Annotated in this window: 21 protein-coding genes; 15 read left to right on the top strand and 6 right to left on the bottom strand. The window is 43.4% G+C overall.

The window, feature by feature from the left end:
* Positions 1-78: 78 nt before the first annotated feature.
* Together PAENI_RS12675 and PAENI_RS12670 are read left to right on the top strand one after the other, a co-directional pair.
* Entirely contained in the window at positions 79-5,157 is a 5,079-nt protein-coding gene (locus tag PAENI_RS12675) for an AAA family ATPase (RefSeq protein WP_149645473.1), read from the top strand.
* Entirely contained in the window at positions 5,154-5,807 is a 654-nt protein-coding gene (locus PAENI_RS12670) for a response regulator transcription factor (RefSeq protein ID WP_149645472.1), read from the top strand. The genes PAENI_RS12675 and PAENI_RS12670 overlap by 4 nt, the downstream gene beginning before the upstream one ends.
* A gap of 12 nt (positions 5,808-5,819) precedes the next feature.
* Here the strand turns inward: PAENI_RS12670 and PAENI_RS12665 are convergent, their stop codons facing one another.
* Positions 5,820-6,125, bottom strand: coding sequence for a DUF2752 domain-containing protein (locus PAENI_RS12665; protein ID WP_262495595.1), 306 nt, complete (start codon positions 6,123-6,125; stop codon positions 5,820-5,822).
* Positions 6,126-6,210: 85 nt separating this feature from the next.
* Complete coding sequence (locus PAENI_RS12660) at positions 6,211-6,549, bottom strand: DUF4234 domain-containing protein (protein WP_052404459.1); 339 nt, start codon at positions 6,547-6,549, stop codon at positions 6,211-6,213.
* A gap of 219 nt (positions 6,550-6,768) precedes the next feature.
* Here PAENI_RS12660 and PAENI_RS12655 point away from each other — a divergent pair, with 219 nt between their 5' ends.
* Positions 6,769-7,110 carry a zinc ribbon domain-containing protein YjdM gene (locus tag PAENI_RS12655; protein ID WP_042131582.1) on the top strand — a complete coding sequence of 114 codons (342 nt, stop codon included), beginning with the start codon at positions 6,769-6,771 and terminating at the stop codon, positions 7,108-7,110.
* Between the two features lie 73 nt (positions 7,111-7,183).
* Here PAENI_RS12655 and PAENI_RS12650 read toward each other — a convergent pair whose 3' ends face one another.
* A complete protein-coding gene (locus tag PAENI_RS12650) occupies positions 7,184-8,839 on the bottom strand; it encodes a histidine kinase N-terminal 7TM domain-containing diguanylate cyclase (RefSeq protein WP_149645573.1) in 1,656 nt (551 codons plus the stop codon).
* 48 nt (positions 8,840-8,887) lie between these two features.
* Positions 8,888-10,609 (bottom strand): putative bifunctional diguanylate cyclase/phosphodiesterase, encoded by a 1,722-nt coding sequence (locus tag PAENI_RS12645; RefSeq protein ID WP_149645470.1) that lies wholly within the window; start codon positions 10,607-10,609, stop codon positions 8,888-8,890.
* Between the two features lie 228 nt (positions 10,610-10,837).
* On the opposite strand from PAENI_RS12645, the gene PAENI_RS12640 reads away from it, so the two are divergent.
* The 9 genes from PAENI_RS12640 to hmpA all read left to right on the top strand — a co-directional run bounded on the left by PAENI_RS12640 (position 10,838) and on the right by hmpA (position 19,033).
* Positions 10,838-11,896, top strand: coding sequence for an LLM class flavin-dependent oxidoreductase (locus tag PAENI_RS12640; RefSeq protein WP_149645469.1), 1,059 nt, complete (start codon positions 10,838-10,840; stop codon positions 11,894-11,896).
* Between the two features lie 76 nt (positions 11,897-11,972).
* Complete coding sequence (locus PAENI_RS12635; RefSeq protein ID WP_262495589.1) at positions 11,973-12,428, top strand: RidA family protein; 456 nt, start codon at positions 11,973-11,975, stop codon at positions 12,426-12,428.
* A 153-nt stretch (positions 12,429-12,581) separates the two neighbouring features.
* Positions 12,582-13,616, top strand: a complete 1,035-nt coding sequence (locus PAENI_RS12630; RefSeq protein ID WP_149645468.1) for a C40 family peptidase — start codon at positions 12,582-12,584, stop codon at positions 13,614-13,616.
* Positions 13,617-13,683: 67 nt separating this feature from the next.
* On the top strand, positions 13,684-14,364 hold the full coding sequence (locus PAENI_RS12625; RefSeq protein ID WP_262495594.1) for a YdeI/OmpD-associated family protein: 681 nt from the start codon (positions 13,684-13,686) through the stop codon (positions 14,362-14,364).
* 179 nt (positions 14,365-14,543) lie between these two features.
* A complete protein-coding gene (locus PAENI_RS12620) occupies positions 14,544-15,239 on the top strand; it encodes a response regulator transcription factor (protein ID WP_042192843.1) in 696 nt (231 codons plus the stop codon).
* Positions 15,240-15,363: 124 nt separating this feature from the next.
* Positions 15,364-16,218, top strand: a complete 855-nt coding sequence (locus PAENI_RS12615) for a M15 family metallopeptidase (RefSeq protein WP_149645466.1) — start codon at positions 15,364-15,366, stop codon at positions 16,216-16,218.
* Positions 16,219-16,247: 29 nt separating this feature from the next.
* Positions 16,248-16,739, top strand: a complete 492-nt coding sequence (locus PAENI_RS12610; RefSeq protein WP_188114542.1) for a VanZ family protein — start codon at positions 16,248-16,250, stop codon at positions 16,737-16,739.
* Between the two features lie 45 nt (positions 16,740-16,784).
* A complete protein-coding gene (locus PAENI_RS12605; RefSeq protein ID WP_042192837.1) occupies positions 16,785-17,621 on the top strand; it encodes a YitT family protein in 837 nt (278 codons plus the stop codon).
* Positions 17,622-17,827: 206 nt separating this feature from the next.
* Entirely contained in the window at positions 17,828-19,033 is a 1,206-nt protein-coding gene (hmpA, locus tag PAENI_RS12600; RefSeq protein WP_149645464.1) for an NO-inducible flavohemoprotein, read from the top strand.
* Between the two features lie 61 nt (positions 19,034-19,094).
* Here hmpA and PAENI_RS12595 read toward each other — a convergent pair whose 3' ends face one another.
* The gene (locus tag PAENI_RS12595; RefSeq protein ID WP_149645463.1) at positions 19,095-20,201 is read right to left on the bottom strand and encodes a PdaC/SigV domain-containing protein; all 1,107 of its coding nucleotides are present in this window, start codon (positions 20,199-20,201) and stop codon (positions 19,095-19,097) included.
* A gap of 182 nt (positions 20,202-20,383) precedes the next feature.
* Positions 20,384-21,235 carry a metallophosphoesterase gene (locus PAENI_RS12590; protein WP_076298020.1) on the bottom strand — a complete coding sequence of 284 codons (852 nt, stop codon included), beginning with the start codon at positions 21,233-21,235 and terminating at the stop codon, positions 20,384-20,386.
* A gap of 91 nt (positions 21,236-21,326) precedes the next feature.
* On the opposite strand from PAENI_RS12590, the gene PAENI_RS32945 reads away from it, so the two are divergent.
* From PAENI_RS32945 to PAENI_RS12575, 3 genes are all read left to right on the top strand, one after another.
* Complete coding sequence (locus PAENI_RS32945) at positions 21,327-22,163, top strand: methyl-accepting chemotaxis protein (RefSeq protein ID WP_443189833.1); 837 nt, start codon at positions 21,327-21,329, stop codon at positions 22,161-22,163.
* 78 nt (positions 22,164-22,241) lie between these two features.
* Positions 22,242-22,520 carry a hypothetical protein gene (locus PAENI_RS12580; protein ID WP_076284951.1) on the top strand — a complete coding sequence of 93 codons (279 nt, stop codon included), beginning with the start codon at positions 22,242-22,244 and terminating at the stop codon, positions 22,518-22,520.
* Between the two features lie 148 nt (positions 22,521-22,668).
* Positions 22,669-23,781: a nitric oxide synthase oxygenase gene (locus PAENI_RS12575; protein ID WP_076285075.1), complete on the top strand. Its 1,113-nt coding sequence runs from the start codon at positions 22,669-22,671 to the stop codon at positions 23,779-23,781.
* The last annotated feature ends 46 nt before the right edge of the window (positions 23,782-23,827 follow it).

Below are 23,827 nucleotides of genomic sequence, written 5' to 3'. Positions count from 1 at the left end.
TCAGATGATATAATGAGTATAATTGCTTTGCGAGATTGCTTATTCTGTCTACCTAATTGTAACTAGGGAGTGCTGTTCATGTTTGAGTTGCAAGGATACCAAACTTTAGATCTGATAGAGACTACCTCAGATATCAGGCTGTACAGACTCCTACGTCAAGAAGATGGCCTTAGGGTTATTGCCAAGACAACTACAGGCGAGTACCCGGGATCTACTATGGTTGATGCTTTTCGTCATGAGTATGACATGCTTAAGCGACTTAGCGGTCGTGGAGCAATCGAGGCATATAGCCTGGAAATCACGCCGGATCGGCCAGTCCTTCTCCTAAAAGATATAGAGGGGAGTACGCTGGATCAGATACTGCGTACACCTGATTCACTGGAGCTTCCAGTGCTGCTTCGGATCGCCATAGCTGTTGCTGATTGCCTTATGCAAATTCATCGTGAAAAAATAACACTAAATGAACTGACCCCCGCTCATCTAATCGTCAATCCAATTACTTTTGAAGTGAAATTTATTGATATACGAATGTGCTCCGCTGAAAATGATACCAGTCCATTGTCACCCTTAAGCGGGCGGCCGGATGCCTTGCTTCCTTATATATCGCCAGAGCAAACGGGTCGAACTGGGTTGAACCCGGACTATCGTTCTGACTTTTATTCGCTTGGAATCATTATGTATGAATGTCTCTCAGGCAGTCGCCCCTTTGAGCTTCATGATGTTGTTGATATTGTATATCGTCATCTTGCAGATACACCTGAGCCTTTACATCGCAGGTTTCCCGCTATCCCTCTATCTGTCTCTGACATTGTTTCTAAATGCATGGAGAAAATGCCTGATGCGAGATATGCCAGCGCCTTTGGAATCAAGTCGGATCTTGAGGAATGTCTAACCCACCTACAACAATACGGGTACATCGAGTCCTTCCTGTTAGGAAGCTGGGATATTCCGGAACGCTGGATGGTATCGGAACGATTCTACGGAAGACATTTTGAGAAACTAAGCTTACGAGAAGCACTGAAACGAGCATCACAAGGTGCTGTAAAGACGGTCTGGCTTAGTGGTGAGAGTGGTATCGGCAAAACAACCTTTCTAAAAGAAACGCTTAGAAATTCGATTTCTTTGGATGGTTTTTTCGCCAGAGGCAAATTCGAATCTCTACATACCTCACTCCCTTATGGTATCTGGCATCAAGTTATAGAAGAATTGGTCAGTCAACTGCTGATGGAAACGAAGCTGCAGGTGGAGGTTTGGAAGCTGCGTATTTTACAGGCAGTGGACAGTTACGGGCAATTATTGATCGAACTTGTCCCTAAGCTTGAGCTCTTGATTGGCCCCCAACCTTCCGTGCCTCCGTTGCCGCCGCTGGAAGCTCAGCATCGATTTCAATTAATTATGAGCCGATTTATTCAACTCTTTCCCCATGAAGATCATCCCTTGATCTTGATATTGGACAATCTGCAATGGGCGGATGAAACATCGCTGCAATATCTCACTTCACTTATAGAGGACACGGCCACGAGTCATCTGCTAATCGTTCTTTCCTATCGTGATCGGGAAATCACGAGGCTGCACCCACTCAGTAGGCTGGAAAAGCATTTGATAGACCGCAACGTAGTGATGAGTAGAATATCTCTACAAGCGCTTGAACTCAGCGATTTAAAACAACTGCTACTGGATGTTATGCGTTACGAGGCTGCTGACTTGGACGAGTTAGCGCGGGTACTTCTGCATAAGACAGATGGGAATCCACTATTTATTAAGCAATTCCTTCAGGATTTGATTGATGATCAGCGAGTGGAATTTGACGAGGATCTTCGAAGCTGGAAATGGGACCTCCAGCGCATTACTGAATTGAATGTTCCTGATAATGCAGCAGCCTATCTTTCAAGTAAGTTACAGCAATTTCCTGATCAGACGGTGTATGCACTTAGTAGAGCTGCATTACTGGGCAGCATATTTGATGTGGGTACGCTTGCCGAAATTACGGAGATTCCGGTAGAGACATTGACTGAAGCGTTGGAAGTCGCTGTAAATGGACGTGTGCTACAACCTGTTAACGGGGAGGAATATACGCATTTTAAATTCCAGCACAACCGCATTCATCGGGCGGCTTATGCTCTTGTTCCCGAAGAGCTGCGCCCAGAGCTACATTGGAGGATTGGCATGCTATTGCTAGGCCGTAGCTCTCTTAGTGAAGGAACGATTCTATTTGAAGCGGTCCATCATTTCAATCAGGCACTTACATGGATAGATCGCCCCGAACAGAGGCTTCAACTGGTAGAGCTGAACTTACAGGCAGGGATAAAAGCGAAGCAAACGACTGCACATGAGACAGCCTTACAATATATGCTTCAGGCAACAGCGATACTAGAGGAGCAGAGCTGGGAGGAGCATTATGGGCTAACCTTCCGGGTATTTCGTGAGAGGGCCGAGCTTGAATACTTATGTTCACATTTTGATAAGGCTAATGAATTATTTCATCTGTTAATCCATAAGGCTGCGACAAATACGGATAAGGCTTACATCTACGCGATGAAGGTTCAATTGGAAGCAAGTAATGATAACCATGAAGAGGTTATCTCCTTAGGTCGGCATACATTATCGCTATTGAAAGTGAGCCATCAATTTGATCCTAGCTATGTTCAATTGACGCTTCAATGGTTAAGATTGCGGCGCAGACTACAGAAGGTTTCACTCGAATCGCTTAATCTTTTACCGCCGATGACCGACGAGGCTCGTAGAGTCGCAATGACCACTTTAGATCATACGAGCAATGCCTGCTTCTATGTCAACCGAGATGGGTGGCTCGCTTCTTCCTTCACCATGATTGAATTGACGCTCGATTATGGGATGACTCCGGAGGCTTCCATTGGATTCATAGGCTATGCAATGTTTCAATACTATTACTTCCGTAATGATGAAGAAACATTTAAATGGGCCATGCTGGCGTGCAGCTTATCGGAACCCTATCCGAAAGTGCATATGACAACCTTAGCTGCGTTCGCAATGTGCTACGATAGCTGGCGGCATTATGATCCAACTATGCTCCGTATGTTTACCGAGAAAGCAGGTAAAGTGGGACTGGAATCAGGTGACTTATGGAAAGGCAACCAGAGTGTGCTAATCAACTGTGCCTCCCTTTTGCAATTTGGCCATCCGTTAGGCGATATCTATGATCGGTTAATTGCTCATTCCGGTGATTTGCTGCGCCATAACAACAGTCTTCACTGTAAGCAGGCTATCATAGCTGCAGCTACTCTAGTTCGATTGACAGGTTATCGCTCACTAGATGATCCATTTAACATCGCAGAGATTAGCGAACCTGATTTTGCACAGTCGGTTCATGGAGATACCTTTGATTTTATACAAGAAATGGTCTGGATACACCGATATTTGACAGGTTATGTATTTGGGGAGTACCGCGAAGCCAGTGAGGCATTAGCGAAATCAGCTGTCATTATAAAATCACGTGAAGATGGCTTAGACAGTCCTATGCAGACCGTGTATGAATGTTTAGTCTGGGCTCAGTTGTATGAGGAATATAACGCTGAAGAGCAACGTGTATACCGGGTAAAAATGCACAGTCGGCTGAAGAAAATGAAAAAGTTTGCTAAGCGTTGCCCGGAAAATTATGAGCATAAATATTTGTTGATGAAGGCTGAGCTGACTCGCCTATCGCGAGATCCACGACAAGCTGAAGCCTTGTATGAGCAGTCTATTGAGGCTGCTCGTATCAATGGCCATATTCACGATTTAGCGATGGCGGCGGAATGCTACGGCAAATATGGACTTCGTCATGGCAAATTACATCTAGCAAGAATCTATATGACTGAGGCCTACGAGGCTTATCTGCAATGGGGCGCAAAGGCTAAAGCGGCTGACCTTGAGCAGCAGCATAGCCATTTGCTGCATATTAAACGGGAGCCCGGGCTCGATCGAGTCGATTCCCTTTCTGTAGTTATGTCTGCTCAAGCTTTATCGGGCGAGATGGAGATGAGTCGATTATTGGCCACGCTGATGCGGATCATGCTCCACAATGCTGGGGCCGAATATGGGGCAGTTATTTTTGATCAAGATGGCAAATGGATGGTTGAAGCTTATGGTACCTCAGAAGCTCAGCATATCGAATCTGTTCCTCTCGGGGAAGAGTCAGATCTTGTTCCGGCAGCGATTATAGCCTATGCAGCAAGAACACAGGAGCAGGTTGTATTACATGATGCGCTCAGTGAGGGGATATTTACGCGTAACGTTTACGTTAGGAATAATAGACTGAAATCAGTTCTTTGTCTTCCTATCATGAATCAGAATAAATTGGTTTGCTTGCTCTATTTGGAGAATAACCTATCCCCAGGTGTATTTACGCCAAGTAGACTCGATGTGCTCAAGCTGCTTGGTTCACAATGCGCAATCTCAATCGCTAACGCCAAGCTGTATTCGGGAATCCAATATCTTAAAAAAAATCTAGAGGACCAAGTTGTAGAAAGAACTCGTAGTCTGGAGCGTTCGATGCGAGAAACATCTGCGGCTTTGGCCGAAGCTACCGTCTTTGAGGAACGCAATCGTATTGCCCAAGAGATTCATGATATTGTTGGGCATACACTTACATCGACGATTCTGCAGATTGAAGCTGGCAAGCGGCTGCTTCAGAAAAAAGATATAGATAGTGGTTTTCAGCGACTGGTTGAAGCACAGGATCTTGTTCGGCATAGCTTGAATGAAATCCGCGGCTCTGTCCATATGCTGAAGGAGGACAAGTATTCGGACCTCACGGTCATGTTGAAGCAACTGATACGCGATACTGAACGTAATGCGGGCGTTGTCGTCCATGCCATTATTTATGATCTGCCGGAGGCCATGTCAACAGCCTATAAAAAGGCCATCTATCATGCTTTGCAGGAGGGCCTAACGAACGGAATCAGACACGGTAAGAGTACGGAGTTTCATTTTAGTCTGGAGTCTGTCGGAGCAAATTTACAGTTCAGGCTCAAAGATCGTGGGTCAGGAGATAGTCATATAGTGATGGGGTTTGGACTTAGGACGATGAAAGAACGGGTGGAGCAACTGGGAGGTAGCTTATCCATCGATTCAGAAATGAATGAGGGATGTCTACTGGAAATCGATCTGCCAATGCGAAGGGTTGGGAATAGAAAATGAGTAAGATAAAGATTGTAATTGCCGATGATCAATTGTTGACGCGTGAAGGACTTCGTACCATTCTGGATCTGGAGGATGATATGGAGGTGGTCGGCGCTGCCAAGAACGGGGAAGAGGCCTGCGAGATGGTGGAAGCATTCCAACCCGATCTGGTACTGCTTGATGTTCAAATGCCGATCATGAATGGGATCAGTGCACTAAAACGGATCAAGCAGATTCGTCCGGATATATTCATTCTGATTTTAACCACTTTTATAGAGACCGATTATATTGTTGAGGGTATGGCATTTGGAGCAAGCGGCTATATGCTGAAGGATATGGATGCTGATAAAATGATTTCTTCGATCCGTGATACGATATCCGGGCAATTTATTCTGCCAGCTCCGGTAGCAGCCAAATTGGCGACGAGGATGAATAGATTGACGGAGGAGTACGAACATTGGCAAAGATCCAATTTAGATCGTATGAGTCTGACAGAACGGGAAGAGGAGCTGGCGCAGCTCATTATCCGGGGACTTAACAATCGCGAAATTGCCGATACACTGCATATTGCGGAGGGGACAGCCCGTAACTATATTAGTAATCTTTATAGCAAATTAGAGGTGGTTGACCGGGCTCAAGCGATTGTGCGCCTTCAAGCTATTATGTAGACATAGTTGATGCTAACGAATTACTGTAGGGGCCAAGTAATCAAACATTGGAAAATTTCTCAGTACTCCAAATGTAACGGTTAGGATCAACATCACAGCCATAATTCCATGGCTAAGTGGTTGGATACGTTTCTTTTCAGTAATTAAGTACAACATATACAGAGGCGCTAGAATAAATAGCAACGGGTTAAATCTAAACGCCTGAACGAAGTCGAACTTTAACAAGGATAGAATAACTCTTGTGATTCCACATCCCGGACAATAAAATCCAGTCCATTCATGAAATAGACAAGGTATACCTAGATTGGTTAAAGGCATCCATACAGTGAAATACAGTAAGCCAAGGAGACTTAAGGACACACTCCAAAATAGTTTAGGGTGTGTCCTTCTATGAATCGTAAAATTATACCAATTTGTTAACATCAGATTGCACCAAAGCGTATGTGACAATACCAAAACTAAAGATTGTGAGGATCACGTACAGAGCTGAATTATCGGATACGAGATAGCCGCGTTGTCTTTGAGCTTCTGCAACATGTTTACCGATCTGGTAGGCCCAAACCAGGCTCCATATCCCGCAAGTAATCAATGTTAGAAGAAAATGCTTTCCTCCTGTGAATGTGTAGTCTCCACTTAGCTTTCCTACGTCATTCGTTAGAACAATAAACCAAAATATTCCGTATATTCCACATGTAATTAATGACAGTATAATGGAAAATGCGACACTCCTTTGACTAATCATTGTTCACTCTCCTACGTATTTATATGAAAATTTTACATTATTATCATAGACAATTGTGAAAATATATACAAGATAATATTTAGTAGTTTGTTTTTTTAAGAAACGTGGAACAAGCTTACTATCTGGATATAGTGGATTCCTTCATGAATATGAAATATACTTTTAAAGATTAGCCGCAAGACAGCTAGAATTTGAACTACGATTGGAGAAAATGAAACAATGTCTAATTTACCGAACTGCCCGAAATGTAATTCTGAGTACACTTATGAAGATGGAAGTCTACTAGTCTGCCCGGAATGCGCACACGAGTGGACATTAGAATCAGAGTCTGAGAATAGTGAAGATCAAAAGGTTATCAAAGATGCCAATGGCAATGTATTAAACGACGGCGACTCAGTAACTGTAATCAAAGACCTTAAGGTAAAAGGAAGCTCATCTGTTCTGAAGATAGGTACCAAAGTCAAAAACATCCGTTTAGTGGACGGAGATCATGATATTGATTGCAAAATTGATGGATTTGGGGCTATGAAATTAAAATCCGAATTTGTTAAAAAGATATAAAAGAAAGAATCAGCTTACCTTCGATAGAAGTAGGGCTGATTCTTTCTTTTTTTAGGTAATATTTAAAGGCGTGTCATCTTATGATTTCAACAATTTGGTTTCGTCCTGCATTTTTGGCTTGATATAAAGCTTTGTCCACAGATTCGAATAAATCATTTAGTTGATTGGTCGGGCTTTCTGCATACTGCTCTGCAAAATTATTAATGGACAGTAGTCCCATGCTTACAGTGATGGATACAGAATGAGCAACCTCATCCACATGTACTTTATTGGCCTCTATCATGAATTTGATATGCTCTGCCCAGAGGTTTGCTTGTGTGTGGTTCGTATTTGGTAAATAAACGATAAACTCTTCCCCGCCATAGCGTGCCAGAATATCCGTCTCCCTTAGCGATTGCTTAATGACCTCTACCGTGCTGCAAATTACAACATCGCCCACTAAATGGCCGTAATTGTCATTCACCGTTTTGAAAAAGTCGATATCCAGTAGAATGATGGCAAAAGGCTGCTTCAATATCATATTTTCTATAATCTCTTGTTCTAAGTACTGCGTTAAGTAATGACGGTTATAACAACCTGTTAAGCTGTCGGTTATGGCCATCTGCTTGAGTTTTTGGTTGGTCTGAGAAAGCTCATTCTGGATTTCAATTAATGCCAGATTACGCTCTTGCAGGATCTCGTTCTGCTGATTAGTCTCAGCAATGAGGCGATGCAGCTCGCTTCTATCCTGAAAGGTGAGAATCCGTCCAACCATGATCTCGCCTACGACAATGGGTTCCGCTGTAATATTGATGTACGCTTGGAGCGAGGTGTAGAATACTTCAACTTCGCTTCTCTCCATGGGCTGTTTAAGATATGTATGTTGAAACAATCGGAAAGCGCTGGCAGTCTGCTCCAGGGGGGTTAGCGCCGATAAGTCGAAGCGATCACCGATCTGTAGGTTGATTTTTGGCAAAAGCGATCGATTGATCTCTACCACAGTCTCGTTATCATCCAGTACAAGAATACCTAGTGTGAGTGTGTCAATGATATCCTGATGAGCGATGGTTACGAGATCAAATATTTTATCGCGATGGATGGCAATGACGAAAAAGATGGCAGAGATTAGTATCCCCAGAGAGGTCATCCCCGGAATCACCGGCTGAGATTTAAACAGTACCACATTAAGAAAGACATCCAGTAATACAAATACAGTCAGCACTAGCACACCTTTGAGTACATGAGTAACCTGTTTTTTGATCCGCTGTGTGGCGTTCGATATAAGCGCTGAATAGATGATATACAGAGAAATAATAATGGTGCAGATCAAGAAGAGAATAAACAGCCAAAAAAGCGGACCATAAGATCTTTCAACATATCCACCATGCATTGGCAGTACAAAGCTTTGCTTTGGATTGACGATCACTCCAATTAAGATCAATGCTGCGACAATGTATAGGATCAGCGTTTTCTTTTTTCGGAGGAGATATGATTTTCCAGTGAGAAATATCGTAAAAAGAAGCCATCCAATCGTTAACAGTATCGAGTCAATAAAAGCGAGCTTCACATAAAACAATTGAACATCGGGATCCGCTGTAGTTTTGAGAGCAAATTGACAGAAGGGCCATAACATCATCGTGAAATGGAAAGTCAAGTAAACCTTATGTAAGTTAGTGATTGTTACAGTAACAAATATGTAGATGAATAGAACGAAAAGAACGAAGAATAATGATAAGTCAATCCATGTCATGACATTCAATTCGGTAACACCTTCTTATATAAAAAAATAGGTTCATCTTTATTCATTTAAGCTCGAAACCTTCTCCCACTCGGTTAGCAGCTCTTTTACGCTCTGTGCGGACTGTGGCTTACTGAACAAGTAACCTTGAATTTTATCGCAGCCTTGCTCCTGTAGGTAATCGAGTTGTACAGTTCGCTCCACACCTTCTGCAATAACACACATATTCATGCGTTTACCAATCATAATAATTTGTTCGACAAGAACGGCTTGATGTGTCCCTGTTCGAATGGAATCAATGAAGGACTTGTCTATTTTTAAAGTCGAAATCGGCATATGAGTAAGATAGCTTAAGGAGGAATAACCGGTACCAAAGTCATCCAAGGCAATTTTGATGTTGTGAGCTCTGAGTTCAGTCAGTTTACTGCTCACATATTCGTAAGATTCAACCAGAACACTCTCTGTAATCTCTAGCTCTAAGTATTCAGGATCTAGTCCGGAGGCTTGCAAGGTGTCTAGAACTAACTCATTGAAGTCGCTTTGCAGTAGCTGAAGCATTGAAATATTAACAGACATCGTCAGATGTGATAATCCTTGCTCATGAAGGCTTTTTAAAAAGGCACAGGCTGTTCTGAGCACCCACGCCCCGAGAGGAATAATGAGGTGGGAATCTTCTGCTATTTTGATAAACTTATCCGGAGGGACCATGCCTAGTATAGGGTTGTTCCAGCGCATAAGAGCCTCTAGTCCCGTCACTCTGTTCTGAGTCAGATCAATCTGGGGTTGATAGAATACCTCTAGCTCATTTTTCTCTAAAGCATTATACAACTGCTTCTCAATGTTCATTCGCTCAGTAAAGGTATCATTGAGCGGTTGATCAAAGACAATAATTTGACCCTTGCCAGCGTCTTTGGCTTTATACATAGCGATGTCTGCGCATTTAAGGAGTTCCATAATATTACTTCCATGTTCGGGGTGAGCACTGATTCCGATGCTTAGGCTAACATGTAGCAGACTGTCATCCATCTCAATCGCATCTTTAAAACCGGCAATAATGTGAGAGGCTACACTAGTTATACACTGACTGTTCTCAATAGAATATAAAAGAACGATGAACTCATCCCCGGCGAAACGATACACTTCCCCACTACTCCCAACCAGGGACACCAATCTCTCACTAACCTTAACAATTAGCCGGTCACCAAATTCATGGCCCATCGTATCATTTACATATTTGAAGTAATCAATGTCGATGAACATTAAGGCTGCAATGTTATTCAGTTCCAAGATGTGAGGCCCATTCTCATAAAAAGCTAATTTGTTGGGCAAGCCGGTTAATAGATCATGATACGCCAGGTAATGCATCCTTTCTTCATTCATGGCTAGCTTCTCTTGATTCTCAATGAGCTGATCATATTGCTGTCTGAGTTCTTCTTCCGTAGCTGTGATTTCCTCATAGGCGGCCTCTAGATTTTCGTGGGCGCTCACCCTATCCCTATAGGCAAGATCCAGTTTCTTCTCGATTCTTTTAATCCGTTTCAGAGTACCTAGAATTAATGCAAAGATAAGCAAAGCTGTTATGAGGATAAAGAACCAGCCTTTAATTATATTAATAAGTCTTATCCACTCCGGATCTTGCGTAAAAGTGGAAACGGCCTTATCTGTTAAAGGGATCCATAAGCACCCAACAATAAAATATATTACGGCGATTTTTAAGGAGCCCCGAACAGGATTGAAGGTTTGTTTGGATATGGAATTTTTGTGTTTATTTCTTTGAAGCATATGTCCCTCCTATATCAAGCATGAGATGCATGAGAGCTACTTGTTTTAGATCATTTCAACATATTTCATCAAAATCCTCTATTTGTCAGTGATGTTCTGCAAATTTTAAAAATGAGTTTTTGGACAAGTTGGAGCTAGGCATTAATGCCTAGCTATGCTTGAACGTAACTTGTGTTATAATCAAACAAACAACTCGAAGAGAAAATTATAGTTAAGGGGGAATCGTAAGTGGAAATAGGTATCAGTACGTTCGTAGAAACAACACCGGATGTTCAATCGGGGGAGTTAATAAGTCATGCACAGCGATTGCGCGAGGTAGTAGAGGAGATTGTTCTTGCAGATAAGGTGGGCTTAGATATATTCGGTGTGGGTGAGCATCATCGAAAAGATTATGCCGCATCTTCTCCAGCAGTTTTGCTGGCTGCGGCTGCCTCACAGACGACACGAATTCGGCTGACCAGTGCGGTAACCGTGCTGTCCTCTGCTGATCCAGTACGTGTATTTCAGGATTTTGCAACACTTGATGGAATCTCAAATGGACGGGCAGAAATCATGGCAGGCCGGGGTTCTTTTATCGAATCTTTCCCGCTCTTTGGATACGATTTAAATGACTACGATGAGTTATTCGATGAGAAGCTGGACCTGTTGTTAAAAATAACGGCATCCGAAAAAGTAACCTGGAGTGGAAATCACCGACCAGCCATTAATAATCTGGGGATTTATCCGCGCCCCGTTCAGAATCCTTTGCCCGTATGGATTGGCAGTGGAGGCAATACGGAATCTGTGATTCGTGCTGGCCTTCTCGGGCTACCACTTGTGCTCGCAATTATTGGAGGAAGTCCGTTGCAATTTGCTCCACTGGTGAAGCTCTATAAGAAAGCGGCGGCCCAAGCAGGACATGATGTGTCGATGCTTCCGGTTGCCTCACACTCGCACGGCTTTATTGCAGAGGATAATCAGCTTGCGGCCGATATGTTCTTCCCCTCTACACAGGCTAGCATGAATGTGATTGGTCGTGAGCGTGGCTGGGGTCATTATAGTCGGGCGAGCTTTGATGCGGCACGTAGATTTGAAGGTGCCTTGTATGTAGGAGATCCAGACACTGTTGCTGAGAAGATTATTCACCTACGCAAACACGTAGGAATTACACGCTTTATGCTGCATGTACCGCTAGGTACGATGCCTCATAAGGATGTATTGAGAGCCATTGAACTATTGGGTACTGAAGTAGCGCCAATTGTTCGAGCTGAGATATCGAGATGGGAAGCAGAGGTCGAAGCAAAATAGGATTGACCCTTTCTGGATTAATCAGTATAATCTTACCAATTTATTGAGGTTGTACTGATTGGAGGAGGGTACTGAAGTGGCGGATCGAATCATAGCGGATAGACTTGAGGAATTAGGTATTGTCCTGCCTAGTGCTAGTGAACCGGCGGCAAAATATGCTAACTACGTTATTGTTAATGGATTATGTTTTGTATCGGGAAAAGGACCTACCGGGCATCCCAAAGGCAAGCTGGGACAAGACTTCACCACCGAAGAAGGTTATCATTTTGCACGTCAGACTGGTATAGAGATCCTTGCCGTCCTTGAGTCAGCTTTAGGCTCCTTGGATAAAGTGAAGAGAGTGGTCAAAATTCAAGGATTTGTGAATGCAGATCCCTTATTCGAAGAACATCATAAAGTGCTCAATGGCTGTTCGGATTTAATGCTGGAGGTATTCGGAGACAAGGGCAGTCATGCTCGTTCGGTATTGGGCGCTGTTTCTGTAAGGGATAATCTTCCGATCATTATCGATTCTATTTTTGAAGTGGATTAAAAAGAGGGCTGTGGCACCGAAAGGTGACCGCAGTCCTCTTTTTCACATGGTTTGAGAAGTAGTTAGACAGCAACCCCAATAATTGTAACAAAACTAATTACCCTTTTTTTAGTAATAATAATTGAACATATCAATCAACGAGGTGATGACATCATGAGGATTCATAAGAAAGCCACACTACTTGTACTGCTTACATCTATACTCTATACAGCTCCAGCCCATGCGGCGGTGACGCCTCAGAATCAGGTTACAGGCGTTTTTCTGGATGATCGGCAGCTTGAATTAGAGGTTCAGCCCTTGCTCATAAACGGTACAACGCTTATTCCCATGCGCAAGCTGTTTGAAGAACAGGGAGCAAAGATTTCATGGAACAACGATACCAAAACAGTTAAGGCCACTAAGGGAGCGCTGGTACTGACTTATCAAATAGGAGATTTAACCGCGAACAAAAATGGACAAGCCTTAAGCTTAACCGTTCCGGGTCAGGTTGTCGGTGGTAATACGATGATGCCGCTGCGTTTTGTCAGCGAGGCTCTAGGCAGCACCGTGAAGTGGGAGGCTAATACTCGGACCGTCCGCATCTATTCAGCACTGAATTACGATACAACGATTCGTTATGGGGTTAACCTGCGCAGTTCGCCGAATTCATCGGATCAATCAGGTGTCCAGCAAATGTTGTCCGTAGGCGATAAAGTCCATATCGTTAGAGAAGTGGATGCTTTGTGGTTAGAAGTGCGAACGCAAGACAACAAGACGGGGTACATATCTGCTAAACCGAAATATAGCGATTATACTAGTGAGTCGCTCGCTGAGAAGCAGGGAAGCGCGTTGCTTGCTTATGGAGAAAAGTATCTGGGAACCCCTTATGAATTCGGTGCAGCGACGAACCAGACGTCTACCTTTGACTGTTCTTCTTTCGTAGCACATTTATTAGAGAACGTGTTGTCGGTGGATCTGCCACGCGCCTCTTATAATCAAGCCAAAGAAGGGAAGGAAGTTGGGATCAGCGAACTGCGTAAAGGAGATCTACTGTTCTTTAGTGCACGGGGTCTCGACATTGGTCATGTTGCTATGTATGCGGGAAATAATCAGATATTGCATACGTATTCTAAGGAGCAAGGCGTCCATTATGAAGCCCTGAGTGAGAAATGGAAGAAGCGTTTTGTGACGGCCCGTAGAATGTTTTAGATTGGGTAGCGATTAGGCTATAATGATCACGATGAAGAAGCATCCGAATACATTTGGGGGATGAAGCATAGTGACTAAAACCATCGTAGAAAAGCTGAACTTACAAAAATACAACCAAGTAGCGATATTGAGTAAACCAGAAGGCTCCGATTATTTAGCGGAATTGACGGATTATGATACTTTGCTAAATGGGGCGTATGATCTTATATTTGCCTTTGTACTAGACATGGCGTCGTTACAGGAACTAGTGAACCGTGTGATTGAGCAACAGCATCTTCATAAGAATGGCTATCTCTTTGTGGCGTATCCTAAAAAGGGAAAAAAAGTGTATCCGACCTATATTCATCGTGACGACTTACTAGAGGGTCTGGGCAGTGATGAGAATGGCTACATCGGGACAAGCAATATTAAATTTGCACGCATGGTAGGTTTGGATGATGTCTTTACAGTTGTGGGGTTAAAAGAGGACGCTAAGGGGAAAGGTCAGCTTTCCAATACCCCAAGTCAATCTGTGGATGACTATATTTCTTTCATTCCAAATGTGGAAGAAGATCTGAAAGATACACCGGAGCTTCTAGCCATCTATCAATCGCTTACCCCGGGATACCGCAAAGACTGGGCTCGATATGTCTATAGTGCCAAACAAGAGGCAACAAGAGCTAAGCGTAAAGAGGAAATGAAGAAGATTCTACAGGCTGGTTATAAGAGTCGTGAGCTGTATCGGCAAGCCAGTAGTACTGAACTCTAACTAGACATTTCTTCATCAAAAAGATTATTTGCAGACATAAAGATAATAAATAATATTACAACAGTTCTATTTATTCCTCATAGATTTCATCGAAACCACTCCATCCTAGGAGTGGTTTTTAAGTTTGGGGTATAATGGATGTAGATTATATAGCACAAACCTACAGGGGTGAAATATAGATGAAGCGCATTACGATTTTAATTGCGGATGATGAGGCGGAGATTGCGGATCTGGTGGCTTTGCATTTGCAAAAAGAAGGGTATCATATCATTAAAGTATCCGATGGGCGTGCAGCGGTACAAGCTATTGAGTCCCAAACGATAGATTTGGCGATTCTGGATATTATGATGCCAGGGCTGGATGGCTATGAGGTAACCCGTCACATTCGGGAGCAGCATCATCTGCCGATTATTTTTTTAAGTGCGAAGACTTCTGATCTGGATAAGATCACGGGACTTGTCATGGGCGCAGATGATTATATGACCAAGCCGTTCAATCCCATGGAGTTAGTCGCCCGCGTTAATTCTCAACTACGGCGCTCTATACAATTCAGTCAGCCCGCAGCCGTTCTTAAGTCGGTCCTTGAAGTTGGTGGGTTGACGATTTCACCAGATGAACATACCGTCACTCTTTACGGCGAGGTAATAGACCTAACTCCAAAAGAGTTTGATATTCTGCATTTATTGGCGAGCCATCCTAAGCAGGTGTTTAGCGCGGAGAGTATCTTCCAGCAGGTATGGGGAGAAGCCTATTATGAGAGTGGCAACACGGTTATGGTGCATATCCGTACCTTGCGCAAAAAGCTCGGTGAAGACATCAATAAGAACAAATTTATTAAGACAATCTGGGGTGTAGGATATACCTTTACTGGGTAAGGCTAGTGAGCTCTTATACATTTTAAGAAAAACTTTATAATTGTCCTGCTTTTTCTTTAAAGTGTCTTCGTTATTCTATTCCTATCAAGCATAAACGCCTTAAGGAAATGGGAGGACATTACGGATGAAAAAGTGGGTTTTTTTGGTGATCGTTGTATTATTTCTTGGTTACGCAGCCGCTCAATATTTACCGGATACGGGTAATTTAGCTGATAAGAATGATAAGATCCAGAAGGGATCGATTAGAGATAGCGATAGTTTAAAGGTGGTTACGCAAGATCAGGTATATCAAGGGGATTTATTGCTGGTGAACAAACAATATCCGGTACATGAGGACAGCGTGAAGTCTGATATTGTGACCTTATTTGATCAGAAGGATCTAGTTCAGGGCTATGGATTACTAGATACCTCGATTCGGTTGTCTGAAAGTGTAGCACATAAATTCATTAAGATGATCAAGGCTGCTGAGAAGGATGGCGTGAATCATTTTTTAATTAGCAGTGGGTACAGGGACTTTGAGGAGCAAGAGCAATTGTATGCCGAAAAAGGTTCAGACTATGCTCTGCCAGCACAATATAGCGAGCATAATCTAGGATTATCGCTGGACATCGGATCGTCTCAATCGGAAATGAGCAAAGCACCTGAAGGCAAATGGCTGGAAAAGAATGCGTGGAAATACGGCTTTATTCTACGCTATCCGAAAGACAAAACGGAGATTACGGGGATTAAATATGAACCTTGGCACTTCCGTTATGTCGGCTTGCCGCACAGTGCGATCATTCAGGAGAAGGGGATCGTGCTGGAACAATATTTAGATCTTTTGAAGGAGAATAGTGAAATTTCAACGGTTGTAGACGGCAAAACATATACGGTGAACTATTATCCAGTATCAGGATATACAAGTATTAAGATTCCAAAGGAAGGGCAATATAAAACGTCGGGCGATAATATGGATGGCGTAATTGTCACTACATTTTGATGAGTACGAAGCCTAAGAGCGAGTCTACTATGAAATTATTGCTGGCAGCCGTATTTATTGTCTATATGTATTTCTTGATTCGAATTATCGTATTTAAAGGCGCACCTTTTAGCTTGCAATCACTTTGGGAACAGGCAGGGCGTATGCTCGAGCATCCCGACAGAATTTTTAAGCGACAGGGCAACTATGTACCCTTTAAAGAGATCTCGCGGGGGATAGAGCATCTGTCACTTTCAGATCCTTTTTCATCACTTAATTTAGTGGGCAATCTTCTTGCGTTTATTCCGTTTGGAGTCTTTGTTCCTATGCTGTTGTCGCAAAAAGTAAGGTTATTTCAAAAGGTCTTCATGCTCTCTTTTGCGCTGAGTCTGAGCTTTGAAGTTACACAATTAGTATTGTATATCGGCACCTTTGACGTGGATGATCTGATCTTAAACACTTGCGGTGGGGTAGTCGGTTACGCCATATATAGAATGCTGGTTTCTTCTGGATTGTTTACAACTATATCGAAGCGGTGTTAGTATTTGTGGATGGTAGATATAGACAGAGGATAGAAGGGGCATGGTATGAAAAAGCGTATTTCGGATATTGTTTCCATCATTGTAGGAGCATTGCTGTTTTCCTTGGCCGTTAACTTGTTTGTGATTCCGAACGAGTTCGGTGAAGGCGGGGTAACGGGACTGACTATGATTACATACTATTTGTATCAGTGGTCACCAGGTATTGTTAGCTTAATTCTTAATGCTTTATTATTGATTGTGGGTTATAAATTTCTGGACAAAACGACGACAGTATACACGATTATTGCGGTGTTTTTTAACTCGTTATTCCTGATTCTTACGAAGAATTGGCATATCGCCAGCGATGAGTTGATCATCAATGCAATATTTGGAGGCATCTTGTCTGGTGTGGGTATCGGAATGATCATACGTGTGGGTGGAACGACCGCAGGGTCAACCATTATCGCCAGAATCCTGCATAAATTTTTGGATTGGAACGTTAGCTACGCTCTTCTTCTAGTCGATTTAGTTGTAGTATTTGCTTCGTATTTCATCATTGGTGTTCAAAGTCTGATGTTTACGATTGTGATGCTCTATGTAGCGACTAAGGTGATGGACTTCATTATTGAGGGAGTGAATCCTAAGAAGGCCGTTACGATTGTATCCAAGGAGCAGGACAAAATTGCTGAACAAGTTAATGGAATCATGGATAGAGGGGTCACAGTCATATATGGCCGAGGGTATTATACTAAAGAACCCAAAGAGCTGCTCTATATTGTCATTAGCAAACAGGAAGTAACCATGCTTAAGAAAATCGTAAGATCGATTGATAAAGAGGCTTTTATCGCGATTCACGATGTAAGAGATGTGTTCGGAGAAGGCTTTGTGGAGCTGGCAAAATAAGAGTGAAAGTGCTGTCCGGTAGCTACCTGAGCTGCTTGGACAGCTTTTTTTTGGATTGGACATTCGAATGTGATGGATATCATTGCATTTTCTGTTTGTTCACATTTTATTAAATTTTAAAGTGATTCAGCGCACACTCGCTCATTTGCAGCTTCTATATGCTTTTTATAGAGGCATTATCTAATTGCAGGAGAGAGGGTATTCATATGTTAGATCAACAAACGATTGCTATTATAAAATCAACAGTTCCTGTATTACAGGTTCATGGAACAACCATTACTACGACGTTCTATGGCATGTTATTTGAAAACCATCCAGAGCTATTAAATATATTTAATCATGCCAATCAGCGGCAAGGCAGACAGCAGACAGCGCTTGCTAACGCAGTCCTAGCAGCGGCTATGAATATTGATCAACTAGGGAATATCTTACCGGTGGTAAAACAGATTGCAGAGAAGCATCGAGCACTGGGTGTATTGCCTGAGCATTATCCGATCGTGGGTGAGACCTTGTTAGCTGCAATTGGGCAAGTGCTTGGTGATGCGGCAACACCAGAAATTATAGATGCATGGGCCAGGGCTTATGGTGTGATTGCAGATGCTTTCATTGGTGTGGAAGCAGAAAAGTATCGTGAAGCTGCGGAAGCTCCGGGGGGCTGGAGTGGATTCAGAAACTTTGTCGTCACTCGGAAGGTTAGTGAAAGTGAGCATATTACTTCCTTTTACCTGTCTCCAGAGGATGGAGGGGCGATCTCCTCTTATTCCCCGGGTCAGTACATCACGGTTCGTGTTCAGCCCGAGGGGGAAGAATATTCCCATATTCGCCACTACAGTTTGTCCAGTGCTCCGGGACAGGCGTATTACCGTATCACTGTTAAACGGGAAGGTGAAGGGATAGGCAGACCTGCGGGCGTCGTATCCACTTATCTGCATGATTTCTTCCAAGTGGGCTCTATATTAGAAGTGGGCTCTCCAGCGGGCGATTTCGCACTGGATCAGCGCAGTGACACTCCGGTGGTTCTAATCAGTGGGGGGGTGGGCTTAACCCCAATGGTAAGTATGCTGGAGACAATAATTACTGCACAGCCAGAACGCGAGGTAACCTATATTCATGCAGCCATCAATGGAAGTCTGCATGCTATGAAAGATAGGGTGGCAGAGTTAGCACAATCTCATTCTTCTCTTCGGTCCTATGTATGTTATGAATCTCCAGGAGAAGGCGACAAGTGCAATAGATCTGGTTATATTGATCTTTCTTGGCTTCAAGAAATAGCAGATGTGAACTCTGAATTCTATTTCTGTGGGCCGACCCCATTTATGAAGGTCATATATAAGGCGCTCAAGGAATGGCGGGTACCTGATGACAGAATTCATTTTGAATTTTTTGGACCTGCCGGCAGTTTAGAAGAATAATATAGATAACAAAAAGCGCCTCAGCCGATTGGCTGAAGCGCTTTTTGTTTTGCGTTAGTGTTTATTTGAAAGAAGCAAATGGATCGGTGCCTTTAGGCAGTATTGAGCTGAAATTAAAGGTGTAGGTAGGAATTCCAGCTGCATAAGGTGCGATTTCATATTGTTGATAGAAGATAGCTAAGCCACTTTCACTGACGTAGAAGGCTGGTTTATCTGTGAGTCCACCAGTTGACTCCGGAAAAGCAATATCCTTGGTGCTTTCCTTCAACATTTTATCTAGTTTTTGTTTGTAGTTTGGTTCTGCCTTTAGCAGGTCTTTAAGCTCTATCTTCTTACCATCCTTCAGCGAGAAGGTATGTCCCTCGCGCATGGTACCGCCGTGTGCTCCACCGCTGTAACCATATTGATCGACTACAATACTAAGTACGCCTTCACGGTTAAAGGTGACAACATAAGTTTGAGAGTAGTCATATTTATTCTCTATTGTACCATCTCTGCGGCTAGCCTCTTTTTCACTTTCTGATGCGAATAGTTCAGCCTCTTTTTTGAAGGCAGCATTAATCGTGTTTTGTACTTCATCCGTCAGACCGCTGATCTTTGGATATTGTACTTTAATACTAGCATTCTTATTGCTCTTGTCTAAGGTAACAGAGGTGATCTTGATGTCATTCATCACCTTTTTGCTAAGTTCAAGTGATTTCTGGGCTGGATTATATACGCCTTGAACACCTAAATAATCATTCAACAGTTTGAATGGAACATATAAGCGGTCGTTGATCATCTTCACTTCATGATTTCCGGTCATGCTATAAATGTAATATCCGTTCAAATCGGTACTGACGCCATAGTCAGAGACCTCCATGTTAAGCTTCACCGAGTCACTACTTACACTGTAAGTCTTTGTGGTTGAATTGTATTGAATAGCAAGGCCGAAGGCATCACGCAATACAGTTAAAGGGATCATCGTATTTCCGTCTACGATTTTTCCTTGCTGCGTTAAGACTTGGCCTTTATATTTAAGCACCACAGAAGGCTGCTGAACGGCTTGTTTGACTGTTTTTGTACCGGTAGTTGCAGCTTGAACAGAATTCCCTCCGATGAGTCCAGTACCTCCAAATAATACTCCAGTTGCTAATACAGCAGACGTCCATTTCATAGTTTTGTTCATGATTTAATTTCTCCTCTCCAATGATGGGCTTATGTAGTTCATTATGATTTTTGATGTTATCTATCACTCCTACAATTATACCTAGGCCCCAAATAGATTTGATTACAAACACGGTTACAGTGTTGTTGCATAGACGTGCAAAAGGTATATACTTTTTAACCATTTATTAATTTTTGACACAATCATGAGGACTTTAAAGTAATTACGGTAAGCTCGGGACGACAATTAAAACGTACAGGCATACGAGTCACTCCAATTCCGCGTGTGGTGTAGACCTGGAGTCGACTATCTGGGAGCTGGTATAATCCACTTGAATATTTACTGCCGTGCGGCGGGGTATACAAGGCACCTACAAATGGGAGACGCACCTGTCCTCCATGACTATGGCCGGACAATTGCAGATCTATGGGAAGATCACTGTATTCATCGGCAAAATCAGGCTCGTGCGCAAGGAGTAGAGTACATGCCTTATCAGGGATATGGCGTAGCGCCTGATGAATATCTGCTTTGCCGACCCACGGATCATCCACTCCAGCTAGATAAAGCGCCTCCGCATCTTTTTTTAAGACAATATGTTCATTATGAAGTACGTGGAATCCAGATTGCGTTAACCCTTTCGTCACAGCTTTCCTAGTGCCAAAAGCATCGTGGTTACCTAACACAGCATATTGTCCAAAGGGTGCCCGCAACTGTGAACAGATGTCCACAGCCTCAGAAATATAATCGACAGAATGATCTAGTAGATCCCCTGTGAAGCAGATCAGATCTGGATTTACATGTTGAATTTGCTGTACTAACTCTGTTAAGGCTTCGGACTTCGTATACACGCCTAAGTGTAAATCACTGAAATGAACGATACGAAATCTATCGAATGCTGGAGGGAGTAGAGGAAGCTTTATATCTATATGTTTAACTTCAAGCCAGTAGGGTTCAACCCAGTGTGAATAAATGCCGGATGCACTTGCGGTTCCAAGCAGCCCGAGCGACACTTGAGCACTTTTCTTCAGAAATTGGCGTCTGCTAATAGTATTCATAAACAAATCATACGTGGGGATTGTTACTCTACTATGACAATATTCATTTAATAACCCATTGTGACGATAAAACTACATATACATTTTTTATATGGGAGATGAAGAGATGAGTATTATCGATGCCTTAGTCCTCGCAGCACCTTATTTCAAAAAGATTCACTCGCAGGATATTATGATTGGAATCACGGACAGGGAGATCTTCCATTATTACGCACCAAGTAAAGTTATTGATCTCGGATTGGTTAAGGGTAACCCTATCCCTCCTGAAGATCTGTCGCTTTCAAATGGACTGAAAGGTATAGCAAGCTCTAACCGAATCCCAGCAGAAATTTATGGAGCTCCTGTAATCTCAACATGTGTACCTATCTACGGAACGGATGATGATGTAATCGGGGTTTTTGCCATTGCCTATACACTAGAGAACGAGAATAAGCTTGAAGGATTCACAGATGAGATTAATGAGATAAGCAGTCATCTAATGGAGATGGTGCAGAGCGTAGCTGCCCAATCTCAGGAATTATCAGCTACTTCGCAGCAAATATTAGATAATACGCGTAGAGCCGTAACGGAATCACAAGAAGTGAATAAGGTTGCCGGCTTCATTCGTGAGATTTCTGAGCAGACGAACCTGCTTGGGCTGAATGCGGCAATCGAAGCCGCGCGTGTAGGAGAGCAAGGGGCAGGTTTTGGGGTGGTTGCTACGGAAGTGCGCAAACTGTCCGTTAACACTAAAGAAGCAACCCATAATATTGAAAAATCACTGAGTGATGTTCAAAAGTCCATTAAGCAAATGGAGCAAGAAATTGAAGCGATCTCTGCTTCTTCACACGCACAAGCAGAATTGGTCACTGAATTCAGCGGGGTAATTGAGCGCTTGAATAAGGCCAGCAAAGAAATGACTACTTTCATGCAATCCATCATCCAGTAGGGTGTATGCATAAAGTTACTTATCCTAAACCATGCTAGAAGAGAACAGGCGCATTTCAGAAGGGAGCGAATTTCATTTATGAAACAACCCGATTCCAGTCTGCAAGCGAACGACAATGTAACTCAAGCCAAAAATGCTTTAGGCAAGCTTCATTTCTCTGTCTCTCAGGCGCTTAGTCATCCAACAGAACAGACTTTGGCACAGGCTGAGAACCGTTTGGCGCATACCGAACAGGCGGTAGAGCAAGCTCGTGCCTCGTTAGGTCCTCAAGGTGTGGAGTTGGCTGAAGAACTGCTGGCCGAGGATAAGAGCAGGCTTGCTGCATTGAAGACGCAAGGGAAACGTTCAGAACGCTAGATGTTCCTGCTACAACCCGTGAAGCGAATAAGCTTCACGGGTTGTTCTCATGTGCTATTCCCCTAAGGATGTAGCTTAGGAGTGTGGGTGGTATACTGGAACGAGAGTTCTAGCATGGCTTAGATGGAGGATAAAGGATATGAATGGCATGCACATAGAAGAGTTAACCCGGCAGGCGGAGGCTTTCATTCGACAATGTTACGCTGAACTTGATAAGACTGAAGCTGAGATGGATCAACGCATCCAAGCCGTACGAGAAGAAATTAATCAATCCGGGAGTTACACACATACAACGGAAGAGCTGGCTCATGGGGCGAGAATGGCTTGGCGAAATAATAGCCGCTGCATTGGCCGCCTCTTTTGGCAATCCATTGAGCTGATGGATGAACGTCTGGCAGAGACCGAGGAGGATATTGCTGAAGCTTTGCTGCGACATCTGGAAAAGGCGAATAATGGAGGACGTATTCGTCCACTTATCACGGTCTTCCGCAGCGGGGAAGCTCCTGATCGGAGAATCCGGATTTGGAACCATCAATTGATTCGTTACGCGGGATATCCTGGTGATGCTGAACATGAACGCGCTGGTGATCCGGCATCGGATGAATTTACGAAAGTGTGCCAACAACTAGGCTGGCAGGGAACAAGGGGCAATTATGATGTATTGCCGCTAGTGATCAGCATAGGTAATGGGCACCCCCATGTATTTCCTATTCCTCAACACCTCATTCAAGAGGTACCGTTAACTCATCCTGAAATTGAACGTTTTGCAGAGCTTCAGCTTCGCTGGTATTCTGTACCGATCATTTCGGACATGCAGTTGGAGATTGGCGGGATTCTATACCCCGCGGCTCCTTTTAACGGCTGGTACATGGAGACCGAAATTGGCTCACGTAACTTAGGGGATACTGGAAGATATAACACTTTGCCGGCTGTAGCTGATCTGATGGGACTTGACCGCTCCAGTAACACAACGCTTTGGAAGGATCGGGCGCTTCTTGAGTTGAATCGTGCAGTACTGCATTCCTTTAAGCAAGCTGGGGTCAGTATCGTTGATCACCATACAGCAGCTGATCAATTTGTGAGATTTCAAGAGCAGGAGCAGGGACATGGACGTCAGGTTTCAGGACGCTGGTCATGGCTGATCCCCCCTATGTCTCCGTCGTCTACACCGATTTGGCATGACAGTAAGCTGAAAGAATATGATTACAGCCCTCGTTTCCTTTATCAGCGATCACCTGTGGCCACCTGTCCTTTTCACTAGCAATCGAATTTATGATCAAAAAAGCGCCAAGTTCCCCTCATAAGGA

This window comes from Paenibacillus sp. B2(2019), from assembly GCF_008370385.1.
GTDB lineage: Bacteria > Bacillota > Bacilli > Paenibacillales > Paenibacillaceae > Paenibacillus_AQ.
The sequence above is the reverse complement of the archived record's forward strand: the minus strand, read 5'-3'. Positions and strand labels throughout refer to the sequence as shown.